Annotated in this window: 25 protein-coding genes; 12 read left to right on the top strand and 13 right to left on the bottom strand. The window is 33.4% G+C overall.

Translation table 11 applies throughout. The features are described 5' to 3' along the window. Nucleotide 1 precedes the first annotated feature (1 nt). Genes BUE10_RS03865 through BUE10_RS03885 form a run of 5 tightly spaced genes read right to left on the bottom strand, consistent with a single transcriptional unit; the run spans nt 2 to nt 4,119 of the window. A complete protein-coding gene (locus BUE10_RS03865; protein WP_073482477.1) occupies nt 2–1,009 on the bottom strand; it encodes a 3-oxoacyl-ACP synthase III family protein in 1,008 nt (335 codons plus the stop codon). Continuing rightward, a complete protein-coding gene (locus BUE10_RS03870) occupies nt 999–2,087 on the bottom strand; it encodes an aromatic ring-hydroxylating oxygenase subunit alpha (RefSeq protein WP_073482479.1) in 1,089 nt (362 codons plus the stop codon). The genes BUE10_RS03865 and BUE10_RS03870 overlap by 11 nt, the downstream gene beginning before the upstream one ends. A gap of 5 nt (nt 2,088–2,092) precedes the next feature. Then, a complete protein-coding gene (locus tag BUE10_RS03875) occupies nt 2,093–2,830 on the bottom strand; it encodes an SDR family NAD(P)-dependent oxidoreductase (RefSeq protein ID WP_073482481.1) in 738 nt (245 codons plus the stop codon). A gap of 1 nt (nt 2,831) precedes the next feature. Beyond that, nucleotides 2,832–3,884 carry a ketoacyl-ACP synthase III gene (locus BUE10_RS03880; protein WP_073482483.1) on the bottom strand — a complete coding sequence of 351 codons (1,053 nt, stop codon included), beginning with the start codon at nt 3,882–3,884 and terminating at the stop codon, nt 2,832–2,834. A gap of 4 nt (nt 3,885–3,888) precedes the next feature. Then, the gene (locus tag BUE10_RS03885; protein WP_056206255.1) at nt 3,889–4,119 is read right to left on the bottom strand and encodes a phosphopantetheine-binding protein; all 231 of its coding nucleotides are present in this window, start codon (nt 4,117–4,119) and stop codon (nt 3,889–3,891) included. Nucleotides 4,120–4,370: 251 nt separating this feature from the next. Here BUE10_RS03885 and BUE10_RS03890 point away from each other — a divergent pair, with 251 nt between their 5' ends. Both BUE10_RS03890 and BUE10_RS03895 read left to right on the top strand, forming a co-directional pair. Next, a complete protein-coding gene (locus BUE10_RS03890; protein ID WP_073482485.1) occupies nt 4,371–5,447 on the top strand; it encodes a DegT/DnrJ/EryC1/StrS family aminotransferase in 1,077 nt (358 codons plus the stop codon). Between the two features lie 39 nt (nt 5,448–5,486). Further along, nucleotides 5,487–6,059, top strand: a complete 573-nt coding sequence (locus tag BUE10_RS03895) for an L-threonylcarbamoyladenylate synthase (RefSeq protein WP_073482486.1) — start codon at nt 5,487–5,489, stop codon at nt 6,057–6,059. A 196-nt stretch (nt 6,060–6,255) separates the two neighbouring features. On the opposite strand, the gene BUE10_RS03900 is transcribed toward BUE10_RS03895, so the two are convergent. Then, nucleotides 6,256–7,380, bottom strand: coding sequence for a cysteine desulfurase family protein (locus tag BUE10_RS03900; protein ID WP_073482488.1), 1,125 nt, complete (start codon nt 7,378–7,380; stop codon nt 6,256–6,258). Between the two features lie 86 nt (nt 7,381–7,466). On the opposite strand from BUE10_RS03900, the gene BUE10_RS03905 reads away from it, so the two are divergent. After that, nucleotides 7,467–8,477: a hypothetical protein gene (locus BUE10_RS03905; protein WP_143055987.1), complete on the top strand. Its 1,011-nt coding sequence runs from the start codon at nt 7,467–7,469 to the stop codon at nt 8,475–8,477. 118 nt (nt 8,478–8,595) lie between these two features. On the opposite strand, the gene BUE10_RS03910 is transcribed toward BUE10_RS03905, so the two are convergent. Then, nucleotides 8,596–9,147: a Smr/MutS family protein gene (locus BUE10_RS03910; RefSeq protein ID WP_073482492.1), complete on the bottom strand. Its 552-nt coding sequence runs from the start codon at nt 9,145–9,147 to the stop codon at nt 8,596–8,598. Further along, nucleotides 9,137–9,322: a hypothetical protein gene (locus tag BUE10_RS03915; protein ID WP_053473640.1), complete on the bottom strand. Its 186-nt coding sequence runs from the start codon at nt 9,320–9,322 to the stop codon at nt 9,137–9,139. The genes BUE10_RS03910 and BUE10_RS03915 overlap by 11 nt, the downstream gene beginning before the upstream one ends. A gap of 122 nt (nt 9,323–9,444) precedes the next feature. Between BUE10_RS03915 and BUE10_RS03920 the strand changes: the two genes are divergently transcribed. Next, nucleotides 9,445–9,711, top strand: coding sequence for a DUF2752 domain-containing protein (locus BUE10_RS03920; protein ID WP_317043635.1), 267 nt, complete (start codon nt 9,445–9,447; stop codon nt 9,709–9,711). Between the two features lie 15 nt (nt 9,712–9,726). On the opposite strand, the gene BUE10_RS03925 is transcribed toward BUE10_RS03920, so the two are convergent. Beyond that, nucleotides 9,727–10,428 carry a DUF1003 domain-containing protein gene (locus tag BUE10_RS03925; RefSeq protein ID WP_073482496.1) on the bottom strand — a complete coding sequence of 234 codons (702 nt, stop codon included), beginning with the start codon at nt 10,426–10,428 and terminating at the stop codon, nt 9,727–9,729. A gap of 190 nt (nt 10,429–10,618) precedes the next feature. On the opposite strand from BUE10_RS03925, the gene BUE10_RS03930 reads away from it, so the two are divergent. The 3 genes from BUE10_RS03930 (at nt 10,619) to BUE10_RS03940 (ending at nt 13,453) form a co-directional block, all read left to right on the top strand. Next, entirely contained in the window at nt 10,619–11,410 is a 792-nt protein-coding gene (locus BUE10_RS03930) for a serine O-acetyltransferase (protein ID WP_073482498.1), read from the top strand. A gap of 1 nt (nt 11,411) precedes the next feature. Continuing rightward, complete coding sequence (gene cysM / locus BUE10_RS03935; protein ID WP_073482500.1) at nt 11,412–12,299, top strand: cysteine synthase CysM; 888 nt, start codon at nt 11,412–11,414, stop codon at nt 12,297–12,299. A 167-nt stretch (nt 12,300–12,466) separates the two neighbouring features. Beyond that, a complete protein-coding gene (locus BUE10_RS03940; protein WP_073482502.1) occupies nt 12,467–13,453 on the top strand; it encodes an aldo/keto reductase in 987 nt (328 codons plus the stop codon). 374 nt (nt 13,454–13,827) lie between these two features. Here BUE10_RS03940 and BUE10_RS03945 read toward each other — a convergent pair whose 3' ends face one another. Next, nucleotides 13,828–14,703: a sensor histidine kinase gene (locus BUE10_RS03945; protein ID WP_234984703.1), complete on the bottom strand. Its 876-nt coding sequence runs from the start codon at nt 14,701–14,703 to the stop codon at nt 13,828–13,830. 333 nt (nt 14,704–15,036) lie between these two features. On the opposite strand from BUE10_RS03945, the gene rlmD reads away from it, so the two are divergent. The 3 genes from rlmD to BUE10_RS03960 are packed head-to-tail and all read left to right on the top strand — an operon-like array spanning nt 15,037 to nt 17,832. Then, nucleotides 15,037–16,449, top strand: coding sequence for a 23S rRNA (uracil(1939)-C(5))-methyltransferase RlmD (gene rlmD, locus BUE10_RS03950; RefSeq protein WP_073482506.1), 1,413 nt, complete (start codon nt 15,037–15,039; stop codon nt 16,447–16,449). Between the two features lie 14 nt (nt 16,450–16,463). Continuing rightward, a complete protein-coding gene (locus BUE10_RS03955) occupies nt 16,464–17,036 on the top strand; it encodes a DUF6452 family protein (protein WP_073482507.1) in 573 nt (190 codons plus the stop codon). Further along, the gene (locus tag BUE10_RS03960; RefSeq protein WP_073482509.1) at nt 17,008–17,832 is read left to right on the top strand and encodes a DUF6048 family protein; all 825 of its coding nucleotides are present in this window, start codon (nt 17,008–17,010) and stop codon (nt 17,830–17,832) included. The genes BUE10_RS03955 and BUE10_RS03960 overlap by 29 nt, the downstream gene beginning before the upstream one ends. A gap of 50 nt (nt 17,833–17,882) precedes the next feature. Here the strand turns inward: BUE10_RS03960 and BUE10_RS03965 are convergent, their stop codons facing one another. The 3 genes from BUE10_RS03965 to BUE10_RS03975 all read right to left on the bottom strand — a co-directional run bounded on the left by BUE10_RS03965 (nt 17,883) and on the right by BUE10_RS03975 (nt 20,084). Continuing rightward, nucleotides 17,883–18,575 (bottom strand): aspartate/glutamate racemase family protein, encoded by a 693-nt coding sequence (locus BUE10_RS03965; protein ID WP_073482511.1) that lies wholly within the window; start codon nt 18,573–18,575, stop codon nt 17,883–17,885. Between the two features lie 18 nt (nt 18,576–18,593). Continuing rightward, a complete protein-coding gene (locus BUE10_RS03970; RefSeq protein ID WP_053473652.1) occupies nt 18,594–18,830 on the bottom strand; it encodes a hypothetical protein in 237 nt (78 codons plus the stop codon). Between the two features lie 90 nt (nt 18,831–18,920). Beyond that, a complete protein-coding gene (locus BUE10_RS03975) occupies nt 18,921–20,084 on the bottom strand; it encodes a THUMP domain-containing class I SAM-dependent RNA methyltransferase (RefSeq protein ID WP_073482512.1) in 1,164 nt (387 codons plus the stop codon). Nucleotides 20,085–20,219: 135 nt separating this feature from the next. Between BUE10_RS03975 and BUE10_RS03980 the strand changes: the two genes are divergently transcribed. Both BUE10_RS03980 and BUE10_RS03985 read left to right on the top strand, forming a co-directional pair. Next, entirely contained in the window at nt 20,220–20,984 is a 765-nt protein-coding gene (locus BUE10_RS03980; RefSeq protein ID WP_073482514.1) for a class I SAM-dependent methyltransferase, read from the top strand. Nucleotides 20,985–21,081: 97 nt separating this feature from the next. Further along, complete coding sequence (locus BUE10_RS03985; protein ID WP_056206289.1) at nt 21,082–21,750, top strand: ZIP family metal transporter; 669 nt, start codon at nt 21,082–21,084, stop codon at nt 21,748–21,750. Nucleotide 21,751 lies beyond the last annotated feature (1 nt).

Consider the following 21,751-nt stretch of genomic DNA (forward strand, 5'->3'; position numbering starts at 1 on the left):
TTTAAATTATTAAGTTACAAGCAGCCCAGGAGTATCCTACGCCAAATCCTGCCAATATCAAATTCTTGGATTCTATTAATTTCCCTTGTTTTTGAGCTTCATATAAAGCAATTGGAATTGTTGATGAAACTGTGTTTCCACATTCTTCCATAGCAATAAAAAACTTTTCTTCGGGAATTTTTATTTTCTTTCTCAGATGATTGAGCATGTATTTATTTGCCTGATGAAAGATATATAAATCGATATCTTCTTTGGTTAAGTTCGATTTCTCTAAAATAGCCTCTGTAAGTTTTGGAACAAATTCTCCTGTAAAATTGAAGATTTCTGCGCCGTTCATATACAAATTTTTATCATTTCGAACGTTTCCAAATTCATCTGAAATATCTTCATTTTCATTAGAAACCGGAAAACGCATTCCGCCTTGTTTTACAATTAAGTTTTCTGCTCCTTTTCCATCTGTTCCAAAAATAAATTTACCAAGAGAACAAAATCCTTCTTCGCTTGATATTAATGTCGCAGCCGCAGCGTCTCCAAAAATAGTTTTGTTACTTTTATCTTTATGATGAATGAATTTAGAATAGGTTTCGGAGGTAATCAGCAAAACATTTTTTGCCATTTCACCAGCTATTAAGCCTTTTGCTAAGCTTAATCCATAAACAAATCCTGAACATCCAAGGTTAAAATCTAAAGCTCCTATTGAAGTATTTAAACCTAATTTATCCTGAATAATACAAGCCGTTGTAGGCAAAAAATAATCTGGACTTTGCGTACAAAACAATAAGTAATCAATAGTCGATTTGTCAATATTATGCTCTGCAAATAATTGTTCCGCAGCTTTTACGGCCATATCAGATGAAAATTCATCTTTTGCACTTATGTGTCTTGAATTGATTCCGGTTTTAGAACTGATTTTTTCAATATCCCATTCCGGAAATTCTTTATTTATTAAATCATTCGACAGAACTTCTTCTGGAAGATAATAAGATATGGCTTTTATATTAGCTTTCATTTTCTAGGAATTTTAAATATTGTTTTTGAAAATGATGTACTCGCTCTTCTTCATCAGATAGTTTTCCTGATAAATTGGTATGTCTTACGCCTTGCTGAACAAGCTGACAAACCGTTTTATCTTCATCAAAAACTTGTCTGTTAAAACCAATTAAAGATTCTTCAAAAGCCTTAATTACAATTGGTGTTTTTTCAGAATCATCTGTAGCGGTTGTAAAAACGTAACTTGTAAATTTTGTACTGTCTGGTGTAATTGGTTCAATTAAAGAATAATTAAACGAAATACCGTGTGTACTTGATATCAACAAATTAGGAAAAATCAATATATGTTTGTAGCCTTCAATATCGTAACTTCTTGGTGAATAATAGGAATTGATTTTTTTATATCCTCCTTTATCTTTTACGATATTCAAATCACTGGTCCAGCTTGAATTAGTTTTATCAAAAGTAAAATCTAATCCCGAAGGTTCCAATTTGGCAAGTGTTTCAGCATGTACTAAACCAACGTGATAACTTTCAAGCGTGTTTTCGACAATCACTTTCCAATTTGCATTTATTTCCATAGAATTAACATCAATTCTATTTCCTAAACTTAATGACATTGTCTTTAATTCATCATAAAATACGCCTATAAAATCTTCTAAAGGCTCGATGTCTTCATTTAAGGAAACAAAACATAAATCTCCACAAAATGAAATTTTAAATTCCTTTAATTTCATTTCACAAAGTTCTTCTTTAGAGAATTTTTTAAACAAAGGTTTCTTCGGAATTCCGCTTGGAATTCCGTTTTTATCATACGCCCATCCATGATAAGGACAAACTAAAGGTCTATTTCCAGATGCTTCTTGCTGAATTATGGAAAAACGGTGTGAACAAACGTTTAAAAATGATTTAATCTCGCCTCTTACATTTTGAACCACAACTGGTGTGCCTGCAATTTTTAAAGCAATGAAGTCATTATCATTTAAAAAATCTGATCTGAATCCCACAAAATGCCACACTTTTTTAAAAAGCATATTGTTTTCTTGCTCAAAAACAGCGTCATCATAATAATGAAAAGCAGGTATGTTTGAATTCATAATTTTTATTTTAATGTGAATCCGCCATCAATAATTAAGTCAGAACCTGTCATCCACTTACTCATATCACTTAATAAATACATAACCAGTCCCGCAACATCTGATGGTTCCCCATATCCCAGCGGATATTCTAATTCAGCTCTTTTTAATTCTTCTTCAGAAGCTGCGTCACTTGCCTGTTCTGTCATTGCTGTTTTCACAATTCCCGGGCAAATGCTATTTGATCTAATTCCCTGCGGAGCCAGCTCTGTAGCCAATACTTTAGAAAAAGATATTAAGGCGGCTTTTGACGCTGCATACATAGCAGTTCCGCCCACGCCTAGTTTTGAGGAAATTGATGATATAAAAACAAGTGATGCTTTTTTATTCAGCAATTTCTTTTTGATTAGTTTTTGACTTAAAACAACATTACTGTCAAAGTTTACAGAAAACACGGAATCTATTTTACTTTCGTTCAAAAACTTAACCGGCAGGTACTCTACAATACCGGCATTAAAAATAACACCGTCATAAGGTAAACTTTGCGCAATTAATTCATCAATATCTGCAGCATTAGAAAGATCAACAGCATGCATTTTGTGACCGCTTCCGCTTAATAATGAAATTGTTTCCTGCAGTTTTTCTACATTTCTTCCTACTATAGTAACAGTTGCTCCTAGTTTTGAAGCTGAAATTGCTATTTCTCTGCCAATTCCCTGAGATGCACCTGTAACTAATATATTTTTATCTTGTAATGTAATCATTCTATAATTCGATTAAATCCAGAACCTCTATTTTACAATCTTCAACAAACACGGTTCCCCATGATAATCCTACACCAAAACCGCACATTAATAAATTAGAAGATTTATTTTCTATCTTATCTTTTAATTCTGAAACTATGGTTAACGGAATTGTCGCTGAAGAAGTGTTTCCAAAATGCTGTAACGAATACGGAACTTTTTCAACAGGAAGTTTTAATTTTTTGGCAATCATTTTATTCATCATCAAATTTGCCTGATGAAAAATAAAATAATCTATTTTTTCTTTATCAATTGTATATTTTTCCAACAGCTTATTTACTGTTTTAGGTCCTTGTGATATTCCAAAGCCAAAAACATCCATACCATCAAGAACTAAATCGCAGGAATTACGGCTAATTCCTTCTTCAATCAGTTTTGTTTCTAAAGAATCAGCGTTTATTCTGTTTCTTGATCCTCCATCGGGTACAATTATAGTCTTATAACCTGAACCGTCTGTACCTAAATCAAAAAGGAAGTTTCCTGTATTTTCAAGTTCAAATGCAGTTGCGCTTCCGGCATCTCCAAAAAGCGGTAATGTACTTTTATCTTTATCTGAAACAATTTTACTAATGGTATCTCCTGCTAAAAGCAAACCTTTTTTTAAACCAGTTGCTTTCATCATTCCTGCAATAATCGACATTCCGTATACATATCCTGAACATCCCAGCGGAACATCAAAAGCAATACAATTGGTAGATAAACCTAATCTGTCCTGAAGAATAGCCGCAGAAATTGGCAAAATATAATCGCCGGTTTGTGAAACAAAAACCAAAATTTCGATTTCGTCTTTCTGCCAATTTAAATCTTTAATTAATTTTTCAGCAGATTCACAGCATAAATCAGACGTACAAATTTCTTTTGAAGCAATGCGTCGTTCTTCAACTCCTGTTACATCTATAAATTTCTGGATTTCTTCCTTTGTCAATATATCCAAGTCAATATTGCGTTCCTTGTTTTTAGGAACACAGCAAGAAATACCTTTTATTGCAATATCATTTATTGAAAAAACGGCCATTTAATTATCCTTTATTTTTAATTATTTCGAAGATATCATTTAATGAATCTGAAGATTTAATATCATCTCCCGTTAACTTCACAGAATATTCTTCATCAGCCATTGCAATTAATGATAAAGCTGTTAATGAGTTCCACTCATCTAAATCTCTAAAAACAGTTTCCTGTGTGATTAAAGCCGCATCTGTATCATCTAAAATATCTGCAAAATTTTTCAAAAAAGCGTTGATTTCCATAGTAATCCTATAATTTATTTTTGTTTATTCTTTAATATTGATTTTCGAAAACATCAAAAAGTGTTCCTTTAATTTCGCTAAAACCTCTTAAAACCTTGTCTGTCAAGTACGTTAGTAACGAGTTTAACTTCCTGCAATGTTATAATAGCTATTAATACCAAAAATTAAGGTTTCTTTTCCTAATTTTACCCCGCAAATATAACAATAGTTTATCCGTAATGATAAATTAAACTCATTAAATCCATAATTAAATGATTCCTGTAACCAAAACTTTTTTGCCCCCGCAAGAAGAATATAATTCTTATGTAAAACGTGCATGGGATAAAGTTTGGCTAACAAATAGAGGCGAACTTACTTTAGAATTAGAAGATAAACTTAAAAATCTTCTTGACGTTTCTAATTTGATAATTACTAATAACGGTACAATTCCTATTCAAATTGCCTTAAAACTGTTTGGAGAAGGCGGTGAAATTATCACTACACCATTTTCATATGTTGCTACATCTGCGGCAATTGTATGGGAAAACTGCAAGCCTGTATTTGTAGATATCAATCCGAATTATTTAACAATTGACGAAACCAAAATTGAAGCTGCAATAACACCCAAAACTACTGCCATATTAGCAACCCACGTTTTTGGAAATCCGTGTGATGTTATTGCTATCGAAAATATTGCAAAAAAACATAATCTAAAAGTTATTTACGATGCTGCACATTGTTTTGGAGTAAAATTCAACAATCAGTCTGTATTTAATTTTGGCGATGTAAGCACTTGTAGTTTTCATGCTACTAAATTATTTCATACAGGAGAAGGCGGTGCTATGTTTTGTAACGATGCAGCCATTTTTCATCAGCTTTATTATAGTCATAATTTTGGGCATAATGGCCCTTTGGCCTTTCATGGTTTAGGGATAAATGCTAAAATTTCAGAACTGCAGTCGGCAATGGGTCTGGCGGTGCTTCCTTATATGGACCACATTATTTCTGAAAGAAAAAAAGTGGTTGATTTCTATAATAACAATTTAAATTTCAATACTGTAAAAACTTTAAAAATAAGAGAAAACACAGAATGGAATTATAGTTATTATCCAGTAATTTTAGATTCGGAAGAAACTTTATTACGTGTTTCAGAAGCTTTAGCAAAAGATGATATAATTCCCCGACGTTATTTTTATCCTTCTTTAAATACTATAGAATATACTAAAGGAGAAAAAATGCCTGTTTCTGAATCTATCGCATCGCGAATTTTATGTTTACCATTATATGTGGGAATTTCTGAAGCAGATTTAGAAAATATAACGCAAATTATAAATACACAAACAGCATAATAACAGCAGTATACTGTTATTATTAAAAATATTTAGGTCATGAGTCAAGATATAAATACTGAAGTTCACAATGCTTACGAAGTGATTAAAGAAGGAGGCATTATTCTTTACCCTACAGATACTGTTTGGGGAATAGGTTGTGATGCTACTAATCCTGAAGCTGTTGCTAAAATCTATAAGTTAAAACAACGTGCCGAAACACAAAGCATGATTGTTTTAATGAATGGTGAAAAAATGATTTACAACGTTTTTAAAAATGTTCCGGAAGTGGCGTGGCAAATTATGGATTTATCTGAAAAACCAACTACTTTAATTTTAGACGAAGCCAGAAATGTTGCTCATAATATTATTGCAGCCGATAAATCACTCGGAATAAGATTGGTAAAAGAACCTTTTTGTTTCAAATTAATGGAAAGAATGAAAAAACCATTGGTTTCGACTTCTGCAAATATTTCAGGACAGCCTACTCCTATTTCTTTCAAAGACATTAATCCTGAAATCATTAAAGGTGTTGATTATGTTGTAAAACTAAATCAGGATAAAATTGCCGGAAAACCATCGACAATTATCAAATTGACAAATGATTCGCAGGTAAAAGTTATTCGAAAGTAATTTTAGATTTTAGATTTTTTGAATGAAGAATTTAGAATCTTAGCAACTCGGGCTTCGACTTCGCTCAGCCTGACAGGCCTATAATGTCATCCTGAGCGAAGTCGAAGGATATTTTCAATTAGAACTTAGAATCTTAGCATCTCAGAGCCTTAGAAAACTTTGTCCCTTTGTAACTCTGAACCTTTGTAACTAAAAACTAAACAACTTTTAAACTCTCAATCAACCAGTCGATATCTTCTTTTGTGTTGTAATGACTAAATGAAATTCGGAGATTTGGTAGTTTTAAATCATCCTCTGAAAGCATTTCTTTTAAAACATGCGAAGGTTTTATACTTCCGGACTGGCAGGCGCTTCCTCTGGAAACTGCAATTCCTTTCATATCTAAGCTAAATAAAAGCATTGAAGTTTTATCTGAAGAAAAAGGTAAAGTGATATTGATGATATTATAAAAATCATCTTTTTTTCCGTTAATTCTAAAACCTGAAAAATTCAGCTCTAATTGCTCAATCAGATATTTTTTCAGGTCAGAAATATGATTTCTTTCTGCCTCTAAATTTTCATAAGAAAGGGACAAAGCCTTTGCCATTCCTGCAATTTGATGTACGGCTTCTGTTCCGGCACGAAGGCCTTTTTCTTGTTCTCCACCAAAAATTAAAGGTTGCAAACCGGAGTTTTTTCGGATGAAAGCAAAACCAACGCCTTTTGGTCCGTGAAATTTATGTGCACTTGCTAAAATAAAATCAACAGGAATTTTTTGAAGATCGATTTCCGTTTTTCCAACCGACTGAACGGTATCTGAATGAAACAACGCATTGTATTGTTTACAGATAACTCCCACTCTATCCAAATCTAAAATAGTTCCTGTTTCGTTGTTTACATGCATTAAACTAACAATAGTTTTCTTTTCGTTTGAAAGTAAATTAGAAAGATGCGTTAAATCAATACTTCCGTCTTGATTAACATTTACATAATCAACCTGAATATTATAATCTGACTGCAGTGCCAAAACGCTGTATAAAACAGCATGATGCTCAATTTTTGTAGTTATGATACGCTCTACTTTAAGATCTTCAACTGCCGATCTCAAAATCCAGTTATTCGCTTCTGTTCCGCCAGAAGTAAAAATAATTTCCTGTGCAGAGCAGTTTAAATGCTTGGCAATGCTTTTTCTTGAAAGTTCTAAAACTGTTTTAGCATTTCGTCCAAAACTATGCGTAGAAGACGGGTTACCAAAATCGTCTGCCATAATTTTAGTCATTTCCTGAATTACTTCAGGTCGCATGGCAGTTGTTGAGGCGTTATCGAGGTATACTTTTTTCATTGGTGCAAAGTTATGAAATATCAATTGTCAAATCTAAAAGTTCATTTGCCAAATTTTTCACTATTTTTGACCCAAATAAAATTACGATGAAAAAATATGTAAGCCTTTTAATATTGGCTCTTTTGTTAAACGGCTGCGACGACGGCGATTTAACTGTAGATACAATCGATTTTGCAGATGTTCAAACTTCGGCAAGCTGTCCTAATTCAAGTACTGATGAAACTGCTCCAACTCTAATTTATAAATTAAAAACTCAGGAATCATTAGTAATCCAGATGCCGGCAAACAGTATTAAAACCGATGCCACGCCAGTTGGCACGCCGCTTACTTATGACATTGACAATTCAACTTATCGTGTACTATACAGAGCTTATGATGGTACCGTTGCAATTAATAATATTTGCGGTACTATACCACCAAGAACTCCAAATGTAACAGAAGAATGGCAGGCTACAGCAGGTATAATTGAAGTTACATCAACACAGGTTACAGGTGATAAAAGTGCAACTGACGGAAGCACTAGAATTACAGGTTATAATCATCAAATTGTTTTTAGAAACATTACATTCTTAAAACCTGCAGGTCCTCAAACAGAAGAAGAATTTGTTTTTGGAAATTACACGACTGCAGCAGATCCGATAAATTTAACTTTTACAACTGTGCCAACGCAATGTACAGATAAGAAACAAGTTTTTAATTTTAACCCAACTTCTTATATGCAGGTTAATAATCTGGACCAGAATCTTATTCAACAAGTAGTAGGCACAAGATCTTCAGCAATAACTGCAGCAGCAAACAATATAACGTATACTACTTTTAAATCTAATACAGGAACTTTAACCAGCTCATATTTTTGTATAAGCCCAGCACCTTCAGCTCCAGCTGTAAGCACAGTATGGAATAGCGTAGTAGATAACAATGGTATTGTTGAAGTTACAACAACAGCAACAGGTACAACAAGCATTGTTTACAAGCATACTATTACCATAAAAAATGTAACTCTTAAAAAAGGAAACAGCAGTTTTTATCTAGCAGATAATTTTGTTCTTGGTACAATAACTGATGCGCCTGTAACTGCACCTACGGCTAAAAAATAGTAAAAAGATATTCTTACAAAAAGCGTCTGTTTTTTGATCCGGTTTTTATTAAATCAGATTCAAAAACAGACGATTTTTTATGCTTAAAAACAAACGATTTTAAGACTTTAAAATTCGTTTATTTATTGTTTTGGCGAATATAAACTTCAGTCGCACCTAAGCCGTATTTTTGATAATTGGCATCTTGAAAATCAATTCCGTCGTAACGGCCTAATAAAAAATCAAGTTCGGCTTTTAAAATCCCTTCACCAACACCGTGAATAAAAACGATTTTTGGAATGCGGTTTTTAATCGCAAATTCGATATGTCTTTTTGCAGTTTCTGTCTGCAGCGTCAGGATATCATAATTTGACATTCCGCGTTTATTTGGAACCAGTTTTTCGATATGCAAATCAAATTCCGGAGCCGCAATTTCGCGTTTATCTTTCTTTTCCTTAACAAAACTTCTTGGTTTTGGCTCTGTTTTTTCTTTTGAAATCTCTTCTAAATCAATTCTTTTAATAGAATTCATTAAATTACTGGAATCCTGAATTTTAAGCAGCTCATTGACAAAAAATGTCATCATGAATCCATCTTCAGTTTCAATCAAAACTTCTTTATTTTTAACCGAAACCACTGTTCCGTTTATTGCTTCGTCTAATACCGAAACTTTATCTCCTTTAGTCAACATCCTGCTCCTCTTTTTCTTGATTTTTACTCGGCGTTTTTGCACTTAACTGCATCATCCCATACATAAAAACGGCAATTGCAATTACCATTATATAGATATTTTTATCATCAGAAACCTGCTCATATAATGCAACTGAAATGGCAAGAATCATAATTAAAATTTTAAAAGCTTTCATTTTTTAAAGTTTAAGAATCCAAAAGTATAAAACTTTAAAATAGAAGTTTCTTTCTTCTGAAATGTTATCGAATATTTTTTTGTAAAATTGTAAAAAATTACCCTGTGAATTTAGAGAAATATATGATCCCCTGCCTCTTCAAAAAACTCTTTGGTTTTGAGTGTCTGGGCTGTGGTTTTCAACGTTCTTTATTCTTACTTTTTCAAGGTGAATTTTCGGCCGCTTTTAAGATGTATCCGGCGATCTACACTACGCTGTTATTTTTAATTTTACTCGCTTTATATTTTTTGGATAAATCCAGAAACTATCAAAAAATTATCTGGAAAGCTGCCGGGATAAATATCATTTTTATGTGCTTGGGTTATTACTACAAGCACTTTTATCTTTGATATTTTTAAGTCTTATTATTTCTTAATCTGATTCAAAATATCATTCATCATCTCAATTTGAACTTTCTGAATTTCGATTAATTCCTGTTGCTGGTGCATAATTAAATGATCAATTTTATCGTGAATCATTCTTATTTCTAATTCAGATTTCAGGTTAATCATATAATCTTTTTTGGCACGGTTTCGGTCTTTTTCTTCCTGACGGTTTTGGCTCATCATAATTACAGGTGCCTGAAGTGCTGCTATACAAGATAATATCAAATTCAACAAAATAAACGGATACGGATCAAAACCTTTATCCAATAAAAAATAAACATTTGAGCCAATCCAAACAACAATAAAAGCCACAAACGAAATAATAAAAGTCCAGCTCCCGCCAAAATCTGCCACTTTATCGGCTATTTTTTGCCCAAAACTCCTTTTTTCATCTTCATCTTCAACAATGCTTACAATTGATTTATCTTCTTTTAAAGAGGAAATAACGCTTTTTTCAAGGTCAGAAAGTGTTCCAATTTCAGCAGATAAATAATTAGAAATATATTTTTGACGGTATTCATTCAATTCCTGAACCGAAATACAATCATCGTCACAAAACGAAGGATGATCTTTTATAATAAGGCCTAAAATGGGATCGTGGATAGAATTACCGCAAATTTTCTCACTTTCGGGAAAAGAAATATCAGAAATCGAACTTTTAAAAGTTGAATTATTTTTCATTTTTGTAGATTTTATCCGCTAATTTACACAATTAACTTCTTAAGAATCATATAAAATAGAAGCATTTATTAATCTTTTATTTATCACAAATACAATTCTGAAACCAAAATTTCTTTCGTTAAATCGTGTCCTTATTTACAAAAAACGTCTTACTTTTAACGTTTTAAAATATCCACTCAATTTTACTATTGTGACTAAAGACAATATCATACAAAATATTAAGGCTTTAAAAAGCCATTCTAATATAAACTACGGTATCAAAACCAAAACTGAAGATTTTACCGAGAAGCTTTTTTATACTCTTTTTGATTCAAATGCGGCTCTTGACGAAAGTATTGATGAACTTGAAATCCGTTTTAAGGAAATAGCCGTTCTGGCCTGCAAAAAACCTCAAAATTTATGCGAGTCGATTTGGGACAGATTTGTAGCTAAACTTCCGGGCGTTTTAGAAAAATTAAATCAGGATGCCGAATATATTTTAGAAAACGATCCTGCATCAAACAGTATTGATGAAGTTTATTTAGCCTACCCAGGCTTTTACGCTATTGCTATTTACAGATTAAGCCACGAATTGTATCATTTAGATTTATTGCTGTTTTCAAGATTAATGAGCGAATATGCGCATAGAATTACCGGAACTGATATTCATGCCGGTGCCGACATTGCTTCGCCATTTTTTATAGATCACGCCACAGGAATTGTTATCGGGCAAACTTCCGTTATTAAAAAACACGTTAAGATTTATCAGGGTGTTACGCTGGGAGCTTTGAGCGTAAGCAAAGACATGAAAAACTCTAAAAGACACCCAACTGTTGAAGCAAATGTGTGCATTTATGCCAATGCAACGATTTTAGGAGGCGAAACCATCATTGGAAAAAACAGTATTATTGGCGGTAATTCATGGATTACGAAATCAATTCCCGAAGATTCGATTGTACTTAATACCACCACAACAGAAGTTAAAATAAAAGAAAAAAAATAAAATGGGCCCACAGAAGTTACTAAACCTAATTGGAAATACTCCATTGATGGAAACTGTCAATTTGGTTAAGAATAAAAACGTTAAGCTTTTACTGAAACTGGAAGGGAATAATCCCGGCGGAAGTGTAAAAGACAGAGCAGCATATAACATGATTGCGGCAGCTCTTGAAAGAGGAGAAATTAAAAAAGGAGATAAATTAATTGAGGCTACAAGCGGCAATACCGGAATTGCGCTTGCAATGATTGCACAATTATTTCAAATAGAGATAGAATTAATTTTACCGGAAGATTCTACAAAAGAAAGAACACAAACTATGCGTGCCTATGGCGCTACAGTTATTTTAACGCCTGCTGAAGAAGGAATTATTGGTTCAAGGGATTATGCCGACAAAAAAGTGGCTGAAGGCGGTTATATCATGTTAAATCAGTTTGCGAATGATGACAACTGGAAAGCACATTATAAAACTACCGGACCGGAAATTTGGAATGATACGGATGGGACTGTAACGCATTTTGTTTCGGCAATGGGAACTACAGGAACTATCATTGGAACTTCGACTTATTTAAAAGAAAAAAATCCTGCAATTCAAATTATTGGCGCACAGCCAAGCGACGGTTCTCAAATTCCGGGAATTCGTAAATGGCCTCAGGAATATTTACCTAAAATTTTTGATGCTTCAAAAGTAGACACTGTTATAGATGTAAGCGAAGAAGAAGCACGAGAAATGACTAAAAGATTAGCGCTCGAAGAAGGTGTTTTCGCCGGAATGAGCAGCGGCGGCTCTGTTGCCGTAGCCCTTAAAATCGCCGAACAATTAGAATCTGGAGTTATAGTTGCCGTTATCTGCGATCGCGGTGATAGATATTTGTCTTCGGATTTATTTGATTAAAAAAGGGACAAAGCGACAAAGGTTCAGAGGGACAAAGGGTCAACGTAACTAAGTTTTTATAAACTGATTACAAACCTCTATAACTCCCAAAAGACGCACTGCTGTGCGCCTCTACAAAAAAACCTTTGCACCTTTGTACCTATGAACCTTTGTAACTTAAAAAGAAAATGCTTTACAGAAAACTAGGAAAAACAAACTTTAATATATCTGAAATCTCACTTGGAACCTGGCAGGTTGGAGGAAAATGGGGTTCGGTATTTAATGATAAAACTGCTGATGAACTTATCAATACAGCAATTGACAATGGCGTAAATTTTATTGATACTGCCGATGTTTATGAAAACGGATTAAGCGAAACTGCTGTTGGACGAGTAGTTCGTTCACGCTCTGAACGTATTTATGTAGCGACAAAATGCGGACGTCAGATTAATCCGCATGTGAATAATGGTTATCAGCCAAAAGTGCTTCAAAAATTTGTTGAAGACAGCCTTAAAAGAACCGGATTAGAGACTTTAGATTTGATTCAGCTGCACTGCCCGCCAACGGAAGTATATTACCGACCTGAAATTTTCGAAATGTTTGACCGATTGAAAGATCAGGGTAAAATTTTGAATTTGGGTGTGAGTGTCGAAAAAGTTGAAGAAGCTTTGAAAGCAATCGAATATTCGAATGTAACAACAGTTCAGATTATATTCAATCTATTTCGCCAGCGTCCGTCGCAATTATTTTTCTCTGAAGCCAAAAAGAAAGATATCGGGATCATTGCGAGAGTTCCTCTTGCAAGCGGGCTTTTAACGGGTAAATTTGATGCGAAAACTACTTTTGACGCGCAAGACCACAGAAATTTCAACAGAAATGGGGATGCGTTTGATAAAGGTGAAACTTTCTCAGGAATTGATTATGATTTAGGTTTAAAAGCCGTTGAAGAATTAAAAGCATTATTTCCTGAAACTGAAAACCTTGCTCCTATTGCTTTGCAATGGATTTTGAGTTTTAACGAAATTAGCTGTATTATTCCCGGGGCTTCAAAAGAAAGTCATGTTCTTTCTAATTTATCGGTATATGATTTACCAAAATTAAGTTCGGAGAAAATTTCTGAAATGAATAAAATTTACGAAAAGTATATAAAACAAGCTGTACATCATCTCTGGTAAAATATAATGAATAACCTCAAAAAAAGGGAAGTTTAAACAAACTTCCCTTTTTTTTTATAAATCTACCCTATTTTATTGCTTAAATATCTTTAAACAGCTTTTATATAAGTTTAAAGTTTTCTTCTTTGCATAAAATATTAATAGTAGGATATTTTTTTCGTTTATTCGCGCAACCATTTAAAAAAACAGGCATCTTCATATCAGATCCAAACCAAAATTACCAAACCATGAAAAATATAAGTTTCTATTTAAAAATTGTATGCCTCTTAATTCTTTCCCGCGAAAGGGATGATGAAGAGTTAATGGATGAGCAAATAAATAATTAAGCCCCAAAAGAAAAACTCAGAATCTTAGTATCTCAGAACCTTAAAAACTTAGAGATCAAACTCAATTCTAAACTCAGCACCTTTATTTTTGCCTTCACTTATGGCATTTAATCGGCCTTTATTTTTTTCGATAATCTTTTTGCATAAATAAAGTCCGATTCCGGTTGAGGATTCGTTAGCAGTTCCTAAACGGCTCATTTTGGTGAATTTTTTAAATAATTCTTCCATCTGATTTTTATCAAAACCAATTCCTCTATCTGCAACAGTAATAACAAGATTGGAATCTTCTTTATAAATCCTGACTTTAATATCGCTGTCAAAATAAGAAAACTTAATCGCATTACTAATTAAATTTACTAAAACCTGAACCAGCAAACCTTCATCAATCCAAAGTTTAGCTTCATCAGTTTCAACGCTCAAATTCAATATTATATTTTTATCCAGCAATCGTTGTTCAACCTGTTCGTTTATAAAAGGAAGGATATTTTCAAAATAAATGGTTTTAGTTTCCTGATTTACTTTTAAAACCTGATCTTGTTCTTTTAATAGTTTAATGAAGTTTTCGATGTATCGGAATTGCAGGTTAGTCGATTCACAAATTAAATCGGCCAGATGCTTAACCGATTCTGAAGGATTTTCGCTTAAGATTAATTTTGCAAGACCTTGCGGATTTCCGGCAAAGTTTTTTAAATCATGTGAAAGCATATAAATTAAATCCTGCTTTTCGTTTATAAAACTTTCGGCCTCATAAATCGATTCCTGAATATTGCACATTAAAAGCCCTGCTTCATCAGTATATTCTGTTGGGAGAATTGATAATCTTCTTTTGTTTCTATAATCGTCTAATGATCTTGAGGCAATAGAAATAGGTTTTATCAGCTGTTTTAAAACTATAAGGGTTACAACGGTTGCCAATAATGTCATTATTAATGAAAAAATCAGAATCGATGAAGGTGAGATTGTATGTTCAAAAAAAAGAACAAAAAATAAAATTCCAATTAATGGAATATGAATTCCTATCAAAGCGACAAATAAAAATTTTGACGCATAACTTTTTTTTAAAAAGCTAATTTGTGAAAGATTATGATACAACTTCATAAAAACATAACAAAACTATTGATAATATATTGTAGCTTGGGGCTGAATATCAGGAACAAAGTTAACTTTTAAAGTTAATTAAACTAGTAAATTACACAATTTGATAAAATATTATGAAAATAAAATTTGTAAAAGTTTACAAACCCTTATTTTTGCGCTATGGGAAGAAAAAATACAGACAAAGTTGTCTTTCATCAAATTCAGGTTCTTGATGCCGGAGCAAAAGGAGTCTCAGTAGCAAAAGCTCCTGACGGAAAAGTAATCTTTATTCCGAATGTCGTTCCTGGCGATGTTGTTGATGTACAAACATTCAAAAAAAGAAAAGCATACTACGAAGGAAAAGCCGTAAAATTTCACGAATTATCAGAACATCGTATTGATCCAATCTGCGATCATTTTGGTGTTTGCGGCGGATGTAAATGGCAAAACATGAAATACAGCCAGCAGCTGTATTACAAACAAAACGAGGTAAAAAATCATTTACAGCGTATTGGAAAAGTTGAATTACCGGAATTTGAAACTATTTTGGGTTCAGATAAACAGTTTTTCTACAGAAATAAAATGGAGTTTTCGTTTTCAAACAGCCGTTGGTTAACCGAAAAAGAAATTGGAAGTACAGAAGATTTAGGAAACAGAAATGCTTTAGGGTTTCATATTCCGAAAATGTGGGATAAAATTCTTGACATCGAGAAATGTCATTTACAGGAAGATCCTTCAAATGCTATCAGAAACGAAATTAGAGCCTTTGCAAACGAGCATAATTTAGCCTTTTTTAATCCGAGAGAACATTCAGGATTATTAAGAACTTTAATGATTCGTACGGCTTCGACTGGCGAAATCATGGTTTTGATTCAGTTTTTTGAAAATGATAAAGCAAACCGCGAATTGGTTTTAGATCATTTATATGAAAAATTCCCGCAGATTACCTCTTTACAATATGTGGTAAATGCGAAACAAAACGATACGATTTACGATCAAGATATTAAGCTTTATAAAGGAAGAGATTATATCTTAGAAGAAATGGAAGGTTTAAAATTTAGCATTAATGCTAAATCTTTCTACCAGACTAACTCTGATCAGGCTTACGAATTATACAAAATAACTCGTGATTATGCTGGATTAACCGGAGAAGAAACCGTTTACGATTTATATACAGGAACGGGAACTATTGCGCAGTTCGTTTCTAAAAAAGCAAAAAAAGTAATTGGTGTAGAGAGTGTTCCAGAAGCAATTTTAGACGCTAAAGCAAACGCTGAACGCAATAATATTACGAATTGTGAGTTTTTTGTTGGAGACATGAAAGTGGTATTCAACGAAGCTTTTATTGCACAACACGGAAAACCTGATGTTATTATTACAGACCCGCCGAGAGATGGAATGCATGCAGCTGTAATTGATCAGATTTTAAAAATTGCTCCAAAAAAAGTAGTTTATGTAAGCTGTAACTCTGCAACACAAGCACGTGATTTAGCCTTAATGGACGAAAAGTATAAGGTAACCCGCGTACGTCCGGTTGATATGTTTCCGCAAACGCATCATGTTGAAAATGTTGTACTTTTAGAACTTCGATAATTATAAAACGCTAGATGAAAAAAATAATCTCTCTTTTATTAGTCTTTACATTTGGTTTATCCAGCTGTGAGAAAGATGATATCTGCGACGCCAACACACCTACTACTCCAAGATTAGTAATTAAATTTTATAGCAGTGCAGATCCGTCTACACCAAGAAGTGTAACCAATTTAAGAGTTGTTGGTATTGGCGCTGACGCTGATCCTAACGGAATTGTTTTTAATGAAAGCGGCACTTCTACAACAAAATATCTGGCAAACGGAAATACTATTTCGATACCGTTAAAAGTAGATGAAGATACGACAAGTTATAGATTTATATTAGACTCTGATGATCCAAATCCGGATGTAACGAACAGCGATATAATAACATTTAATTATACACGTCAAACTTCATATGTATCCAGAGCCTGCGGTTTTAAGACTATTTTTATGCTTAATGAGCAAAGTACTGCACAACCTGCTACTTCTGGCTATATACGTATAGATGATCCTGATACAGGAGATGGCGTTTGGATGAAGACTTTAAATTTAAAAACCCGTAACATTGAACTGGAAAATGAAACACACCTTGAAATATTATTTTAGTCTTTGTTTCGTTTTTGCAATGCTTTTGGGACATGCTCAGGAAATAAAAGATTCGACAGCAACAAAACCAATAGTTACCGAAAAACCAAAAGCCAAAGCTGCAAAACCTGCGGTTCAGGAAGTTAAGACAGACACCATTGTTCCGCCAAAGACAGACCGCTACGGTTTGCGTGTGGGAGTTGATTTGTACAAATTAACGAGAGGTTTTTACGATAAAGATTATAAAGGTGTAGAATTTACAGGGGACTGGCGTTTAACAAAAAGATACTATTTAGCTGCTGAATTGGGTTTTGAAGACAAAACTACAGATGACGACAGATTAAACTCTACGGCTACAGGAACATATATTAAAGGAGGTTTCGATTACAATTTGTACGACAACTGGCTTGATATGGAAAACCTTATTACAATTGGTTTACGAGGCGGTTTTAGTTCTTTCAGTCAAGATTTAAATAGCTATAAAATTTACAATTCAAATCCGTATTGGGGAGAAAAACCTGCAATTGAAGCAAATCAAAAAAACAGTGGTTTAAGTGCTGCGTGGCTTGAAGTTGCGGGAGGAATTAAAGCAGAAGTTTTCGATAATCTATTCGTAGGTTTTGGTGTTCAGTTGAAACTTTTGGTGATGAACAATAAACCTTCCGGCTTTGACAACCTTTATATTCCGGGTTTCAATAGAACTTATGACGGAAGTTTTGGTGTAGGTTTTAACTATACCGTTTCATATTTCATTCCTATTTATAAGAAAAAGGTAATCGTGCCTGAAATTCAAAAACAAGCACCTAAAAAGAAATAGTTTAAAAAAATAAAAGCCACGAATTCGTGGCTTTTTTATACTTATTTAATTTAAGACAACTGAAATTCAACAGCCGCTTTTGCATGTATCAATGTTGTATCAAAAATAGGAACTGACAAATCTCCTTCTTTTATTACTAAAGGAATTTCGGTACAACCTAAAATAATTCCTTCTGCACCGTTATTAATCAGTTCGTTAGCAATTTCTATATAACGTTTTTTCATTTCATCGGTTACAATTCCTCTTCCTAATTCTTCGAAAATTGTATAATGAATAAAATCTTTATCATTTTCGCTGGCAGGAATTATGGCTTCGATACCTTGTGCAGCCAGTTTATCTTTAAAGAAATCAAGTTCCATTGTAAACTTAGTTCCCAATAAACCCACTTTTTTAAGCTGTTGTTTTTGAATTTCAACTGCAGTTTCAACCGCAATATGAATAACTGGTAAATTAATCGCTTCCTGAAGTTTATCTGCAATTAAATGCATCGTATTGGCACATAAAATAATAGCTTCTGCCCCGCCCGATTTTAAAAATTCACAGCCTTTAAAAAGCATATTAAAAGTAGAATCCCAATCGTTATTGTCATTATTACTTTTTATATCAGCATAATTAAAAGAATACACCAAACATTCAGAGAAGTTTAAACCTCCCAGCTTTTCGTTAATTCCAAGATTTATAAGTTTGTAATAATCTGTGGTCGAAACCCAGCTTATACCGCCAATAAGTCCAATTTTCCTCATATTGCTGATTTTAAAAAATTATCCAATAACTCTAATCCCTTTTATAAAAATCCATTTCATAAAAAGTTTTTCGCCGTCTTTTGTTTTCACAGCCTGAAATTTAGGCGCAATAATAGTCGCCGCAACAAACGATGTCATCGGAATCCAAATTCCGGTTAATCCTGTATATTCTGCAATTATAAATCTTCCTAAAATAAATAGAATCGCGAAACTTCCTAATTGGTATAGAAAAGCTCTTACTTGTAGTTTTGTCATTTTTTTTCTTTTTTGAGGTTCAGAGTTACAAAGGTTCAAAGAGACAAAGTTTTTAAACCTCTGTTCCTTTGAACCTTTGTCCCTTTGTTACTATTCCGAAACCTGAAATTTCGTTCTCTTACTTCCTTCGTACATTTCGTATTTTACCAAACGCGCTTCAAGGCTTCCGTTAAAAAGTTTGATTTTTCTTGACGGTTTTAATCCAACAAATTTTAAAGCTTCAAGATTTGCTGTGATGAACCAGGCGTTTGTTCCCGGATAATTTTTCTTTAAAGTATCGCCAATGTTTTTGTAGAATTCTTCCATATGAATATCTAAACGTTCATCATACGGCGGGTTAAAAACAATATGAAGCTTTCCTTCAACCGCTTTTTCACTGTCAAAAAAGTTATTATCTTCAATCGTTACGTAATCTTCCAGATTTGCATTTTTGATATTATCTTTGGCTTTGCTTACCGCACTTGGCGCTTTATCAAAACCTTTTATAGTGTAATGAAACTCTTTGGTTTTCTTCATCAAACTGTTTACAATCTGATCAAATAAATCGTTGTCCCAGTCTTTCCATTTTTCAAATGCAAATTCTTTACGGTTAATATTTGCCGGAATATTGCAGGCAATCATCGCCGCTTCGGCAAGAAAAGTTCCAGAACCGCACATTGGATCTAAAAAGTGACTTTGTCCTTCCCAGCCTGATAATAATAAAATTCCAGCTGCTAAAACCTCGTTTATAGGCGCAATATTTGTTGCCGTTCTATAACCACGCTGATGCAGCGAATTTCCTGAAGTATCTAGTGCAACCGAAACCTGATCTTTGTCAATATGAACATTGATTCTCAAATCCGGATATTGTTTATCAATACTTGGCCTTTGTCCCGTTCTCTCTCTAAATTGATCGACAATTGCATCTTTACATTTTTGAGAAACAAATTCAGAATGGTTAAAATAAGTCGAATGCACCGTAGCATCAATCACAAAAGTCTGGTTGGCATTCAACAACTTAGACCAGTTTATTCCCGAAATTCCTTTATATAATGCCTGTTCATTATTAGCTCTAAAAGAGTAAATAGGTTTAAGGACTTTTAGCGCCGTTCTAAGCGATAAATTAGCTTTGTACATAAAACCTTTATCCCCTTTAAAACTCACCATTCGCACTCCTTTTTCAACATCCTGAGCCCCAAGTGTACGCAATTCCTGTTCTAATATCTCCTCAAAGCCAAAAAAACATTTGGCTATCATTCTAAAATTTTCTTCCATCTTTATTTTTGTATTAAAAAACAACTCCAATCGCAGGCAGATGCCAACGTTTATTTAGGTATCGTCGCGAAATAGTTATTTTTCGGCAAAAATACACTAAATTTGCGGGACTTTATATTAATTGAAATAGAATAAATGTCTGACGCACCCAACTCATCAACACCAAATCAGGATAGAAATACCGAAAACTGGTTTACATCATGGTTTGATACTCCATATTATCACATTCTGTACAAGGATAGAAACTATAGAGAAGCTCAGATTTTCATGGACAACTTAACGCATTATCTAAATCTGCCTGAAAAAGCAAAAGTGCTTGATCTGGCTTGCGGAAAAGGGCGTCATTCTATTTACCTGAATCAATTAGGTTTTAATGTTTTAGGCGCTGATTTATCTGAAAACAGCATTGCCGAAGCTACTAAAAACAGTAACGAGCATCTTCATTTTAAAGTACACGATATGCGTGAACCTTTTGAAGAAAAATTCGATGCTATTTTCAACCTTTTTACAAGTTTTGGTTACTTCGAAAATGACGATGATAACCTGACAACTCTTAAAGCCATCAGAGAAAGTTTATCTGAATATGGATTTGCTGTTATTGATTTTATGAACGTAAATCAGGTAATTGAAACTTTGGTTCCCCAAGAGGTTAAAACCGTTGACGGAATTGATTTTCATATAAAAAGATACGTTGAAGACGGTCATATTTTTAAAGAAATTGATTTTGAAGACCAAGGCAGAAAATTTCATTTTACCGAAAAAGTAAAAGCCTTAACTTTAAAAGATTTTCAGGATTTAATGGATGAGGCCGGAATTTTTCTTTTAGATATTTTTGGAGACTACAAACTCAAAAAATTCCATAAAACCGAAAGCGAAAGATTAATCATGATTTTTAAATAGGTTTAATCGTTTAACTGTTAATTTGTTTAATCGCTTGAACAAATTGACCCCAAAAAACCGATTAAACGATTAAACAAAAAACCGATTAAACAACAAAATGAACTATTTACTACCCTTATTTTCTGTACTTTTAGGATATAGTGTGGCTTTGTTTTTAAAACCAACCAACAAAACCAATTTAAAATTACTACTCGCATTTAGCGGTTCATTTTTGTTATCGTTAACCGTAATGCATCTGCTGCCAGAAGTTTACAGCTCTCACAATCATAAAATTGGTTTATTTATAATGGTTGGGATTCTGTTTCAGATCATTTTGGAATTTTTCTCCAAAGGTGCTGAACACGGTCACGTTCATGGGCATGCAAAAATGTCTCAAATTCCCTGGCTTTTATTTATAAGCCTTTGCATTCATGCCTTTTTAGAAGGTTTTCCGGTAAGTCATCATCATGATTTAGCCGTAGGAATTGCGATTCATCATTTGCCAATTGCCGTGATTTTAACCACATTCTTCATCAATGCCGATTTAAACAAAAAAGCCATTTTTGCTTTCATGCTGACTTTTGCCATCATGACGCCGCTTGGAACCGTTGCATCTGAATATTTACCAATTTTAAACGATTATTACACCGAAATAACTGCAATCGTAATTGGTATATTATTCCACATTTCGTCAACAATTATTTTTGAAAGCAGCGAAGGACATAAATTTAATGTAGCCAAAGTATCCATGATCGTTCTCGGAATTCTATTAGCATTCTTTTTATAAT

The organism is Flavobacterium sp. CF108 (assembly GCF_900129795.1).
GTDB lineage: Bacteria > Bacteroidota > Bacteroidia > Flavobacteriales > Flavobacteriaceae > Flavobacterium.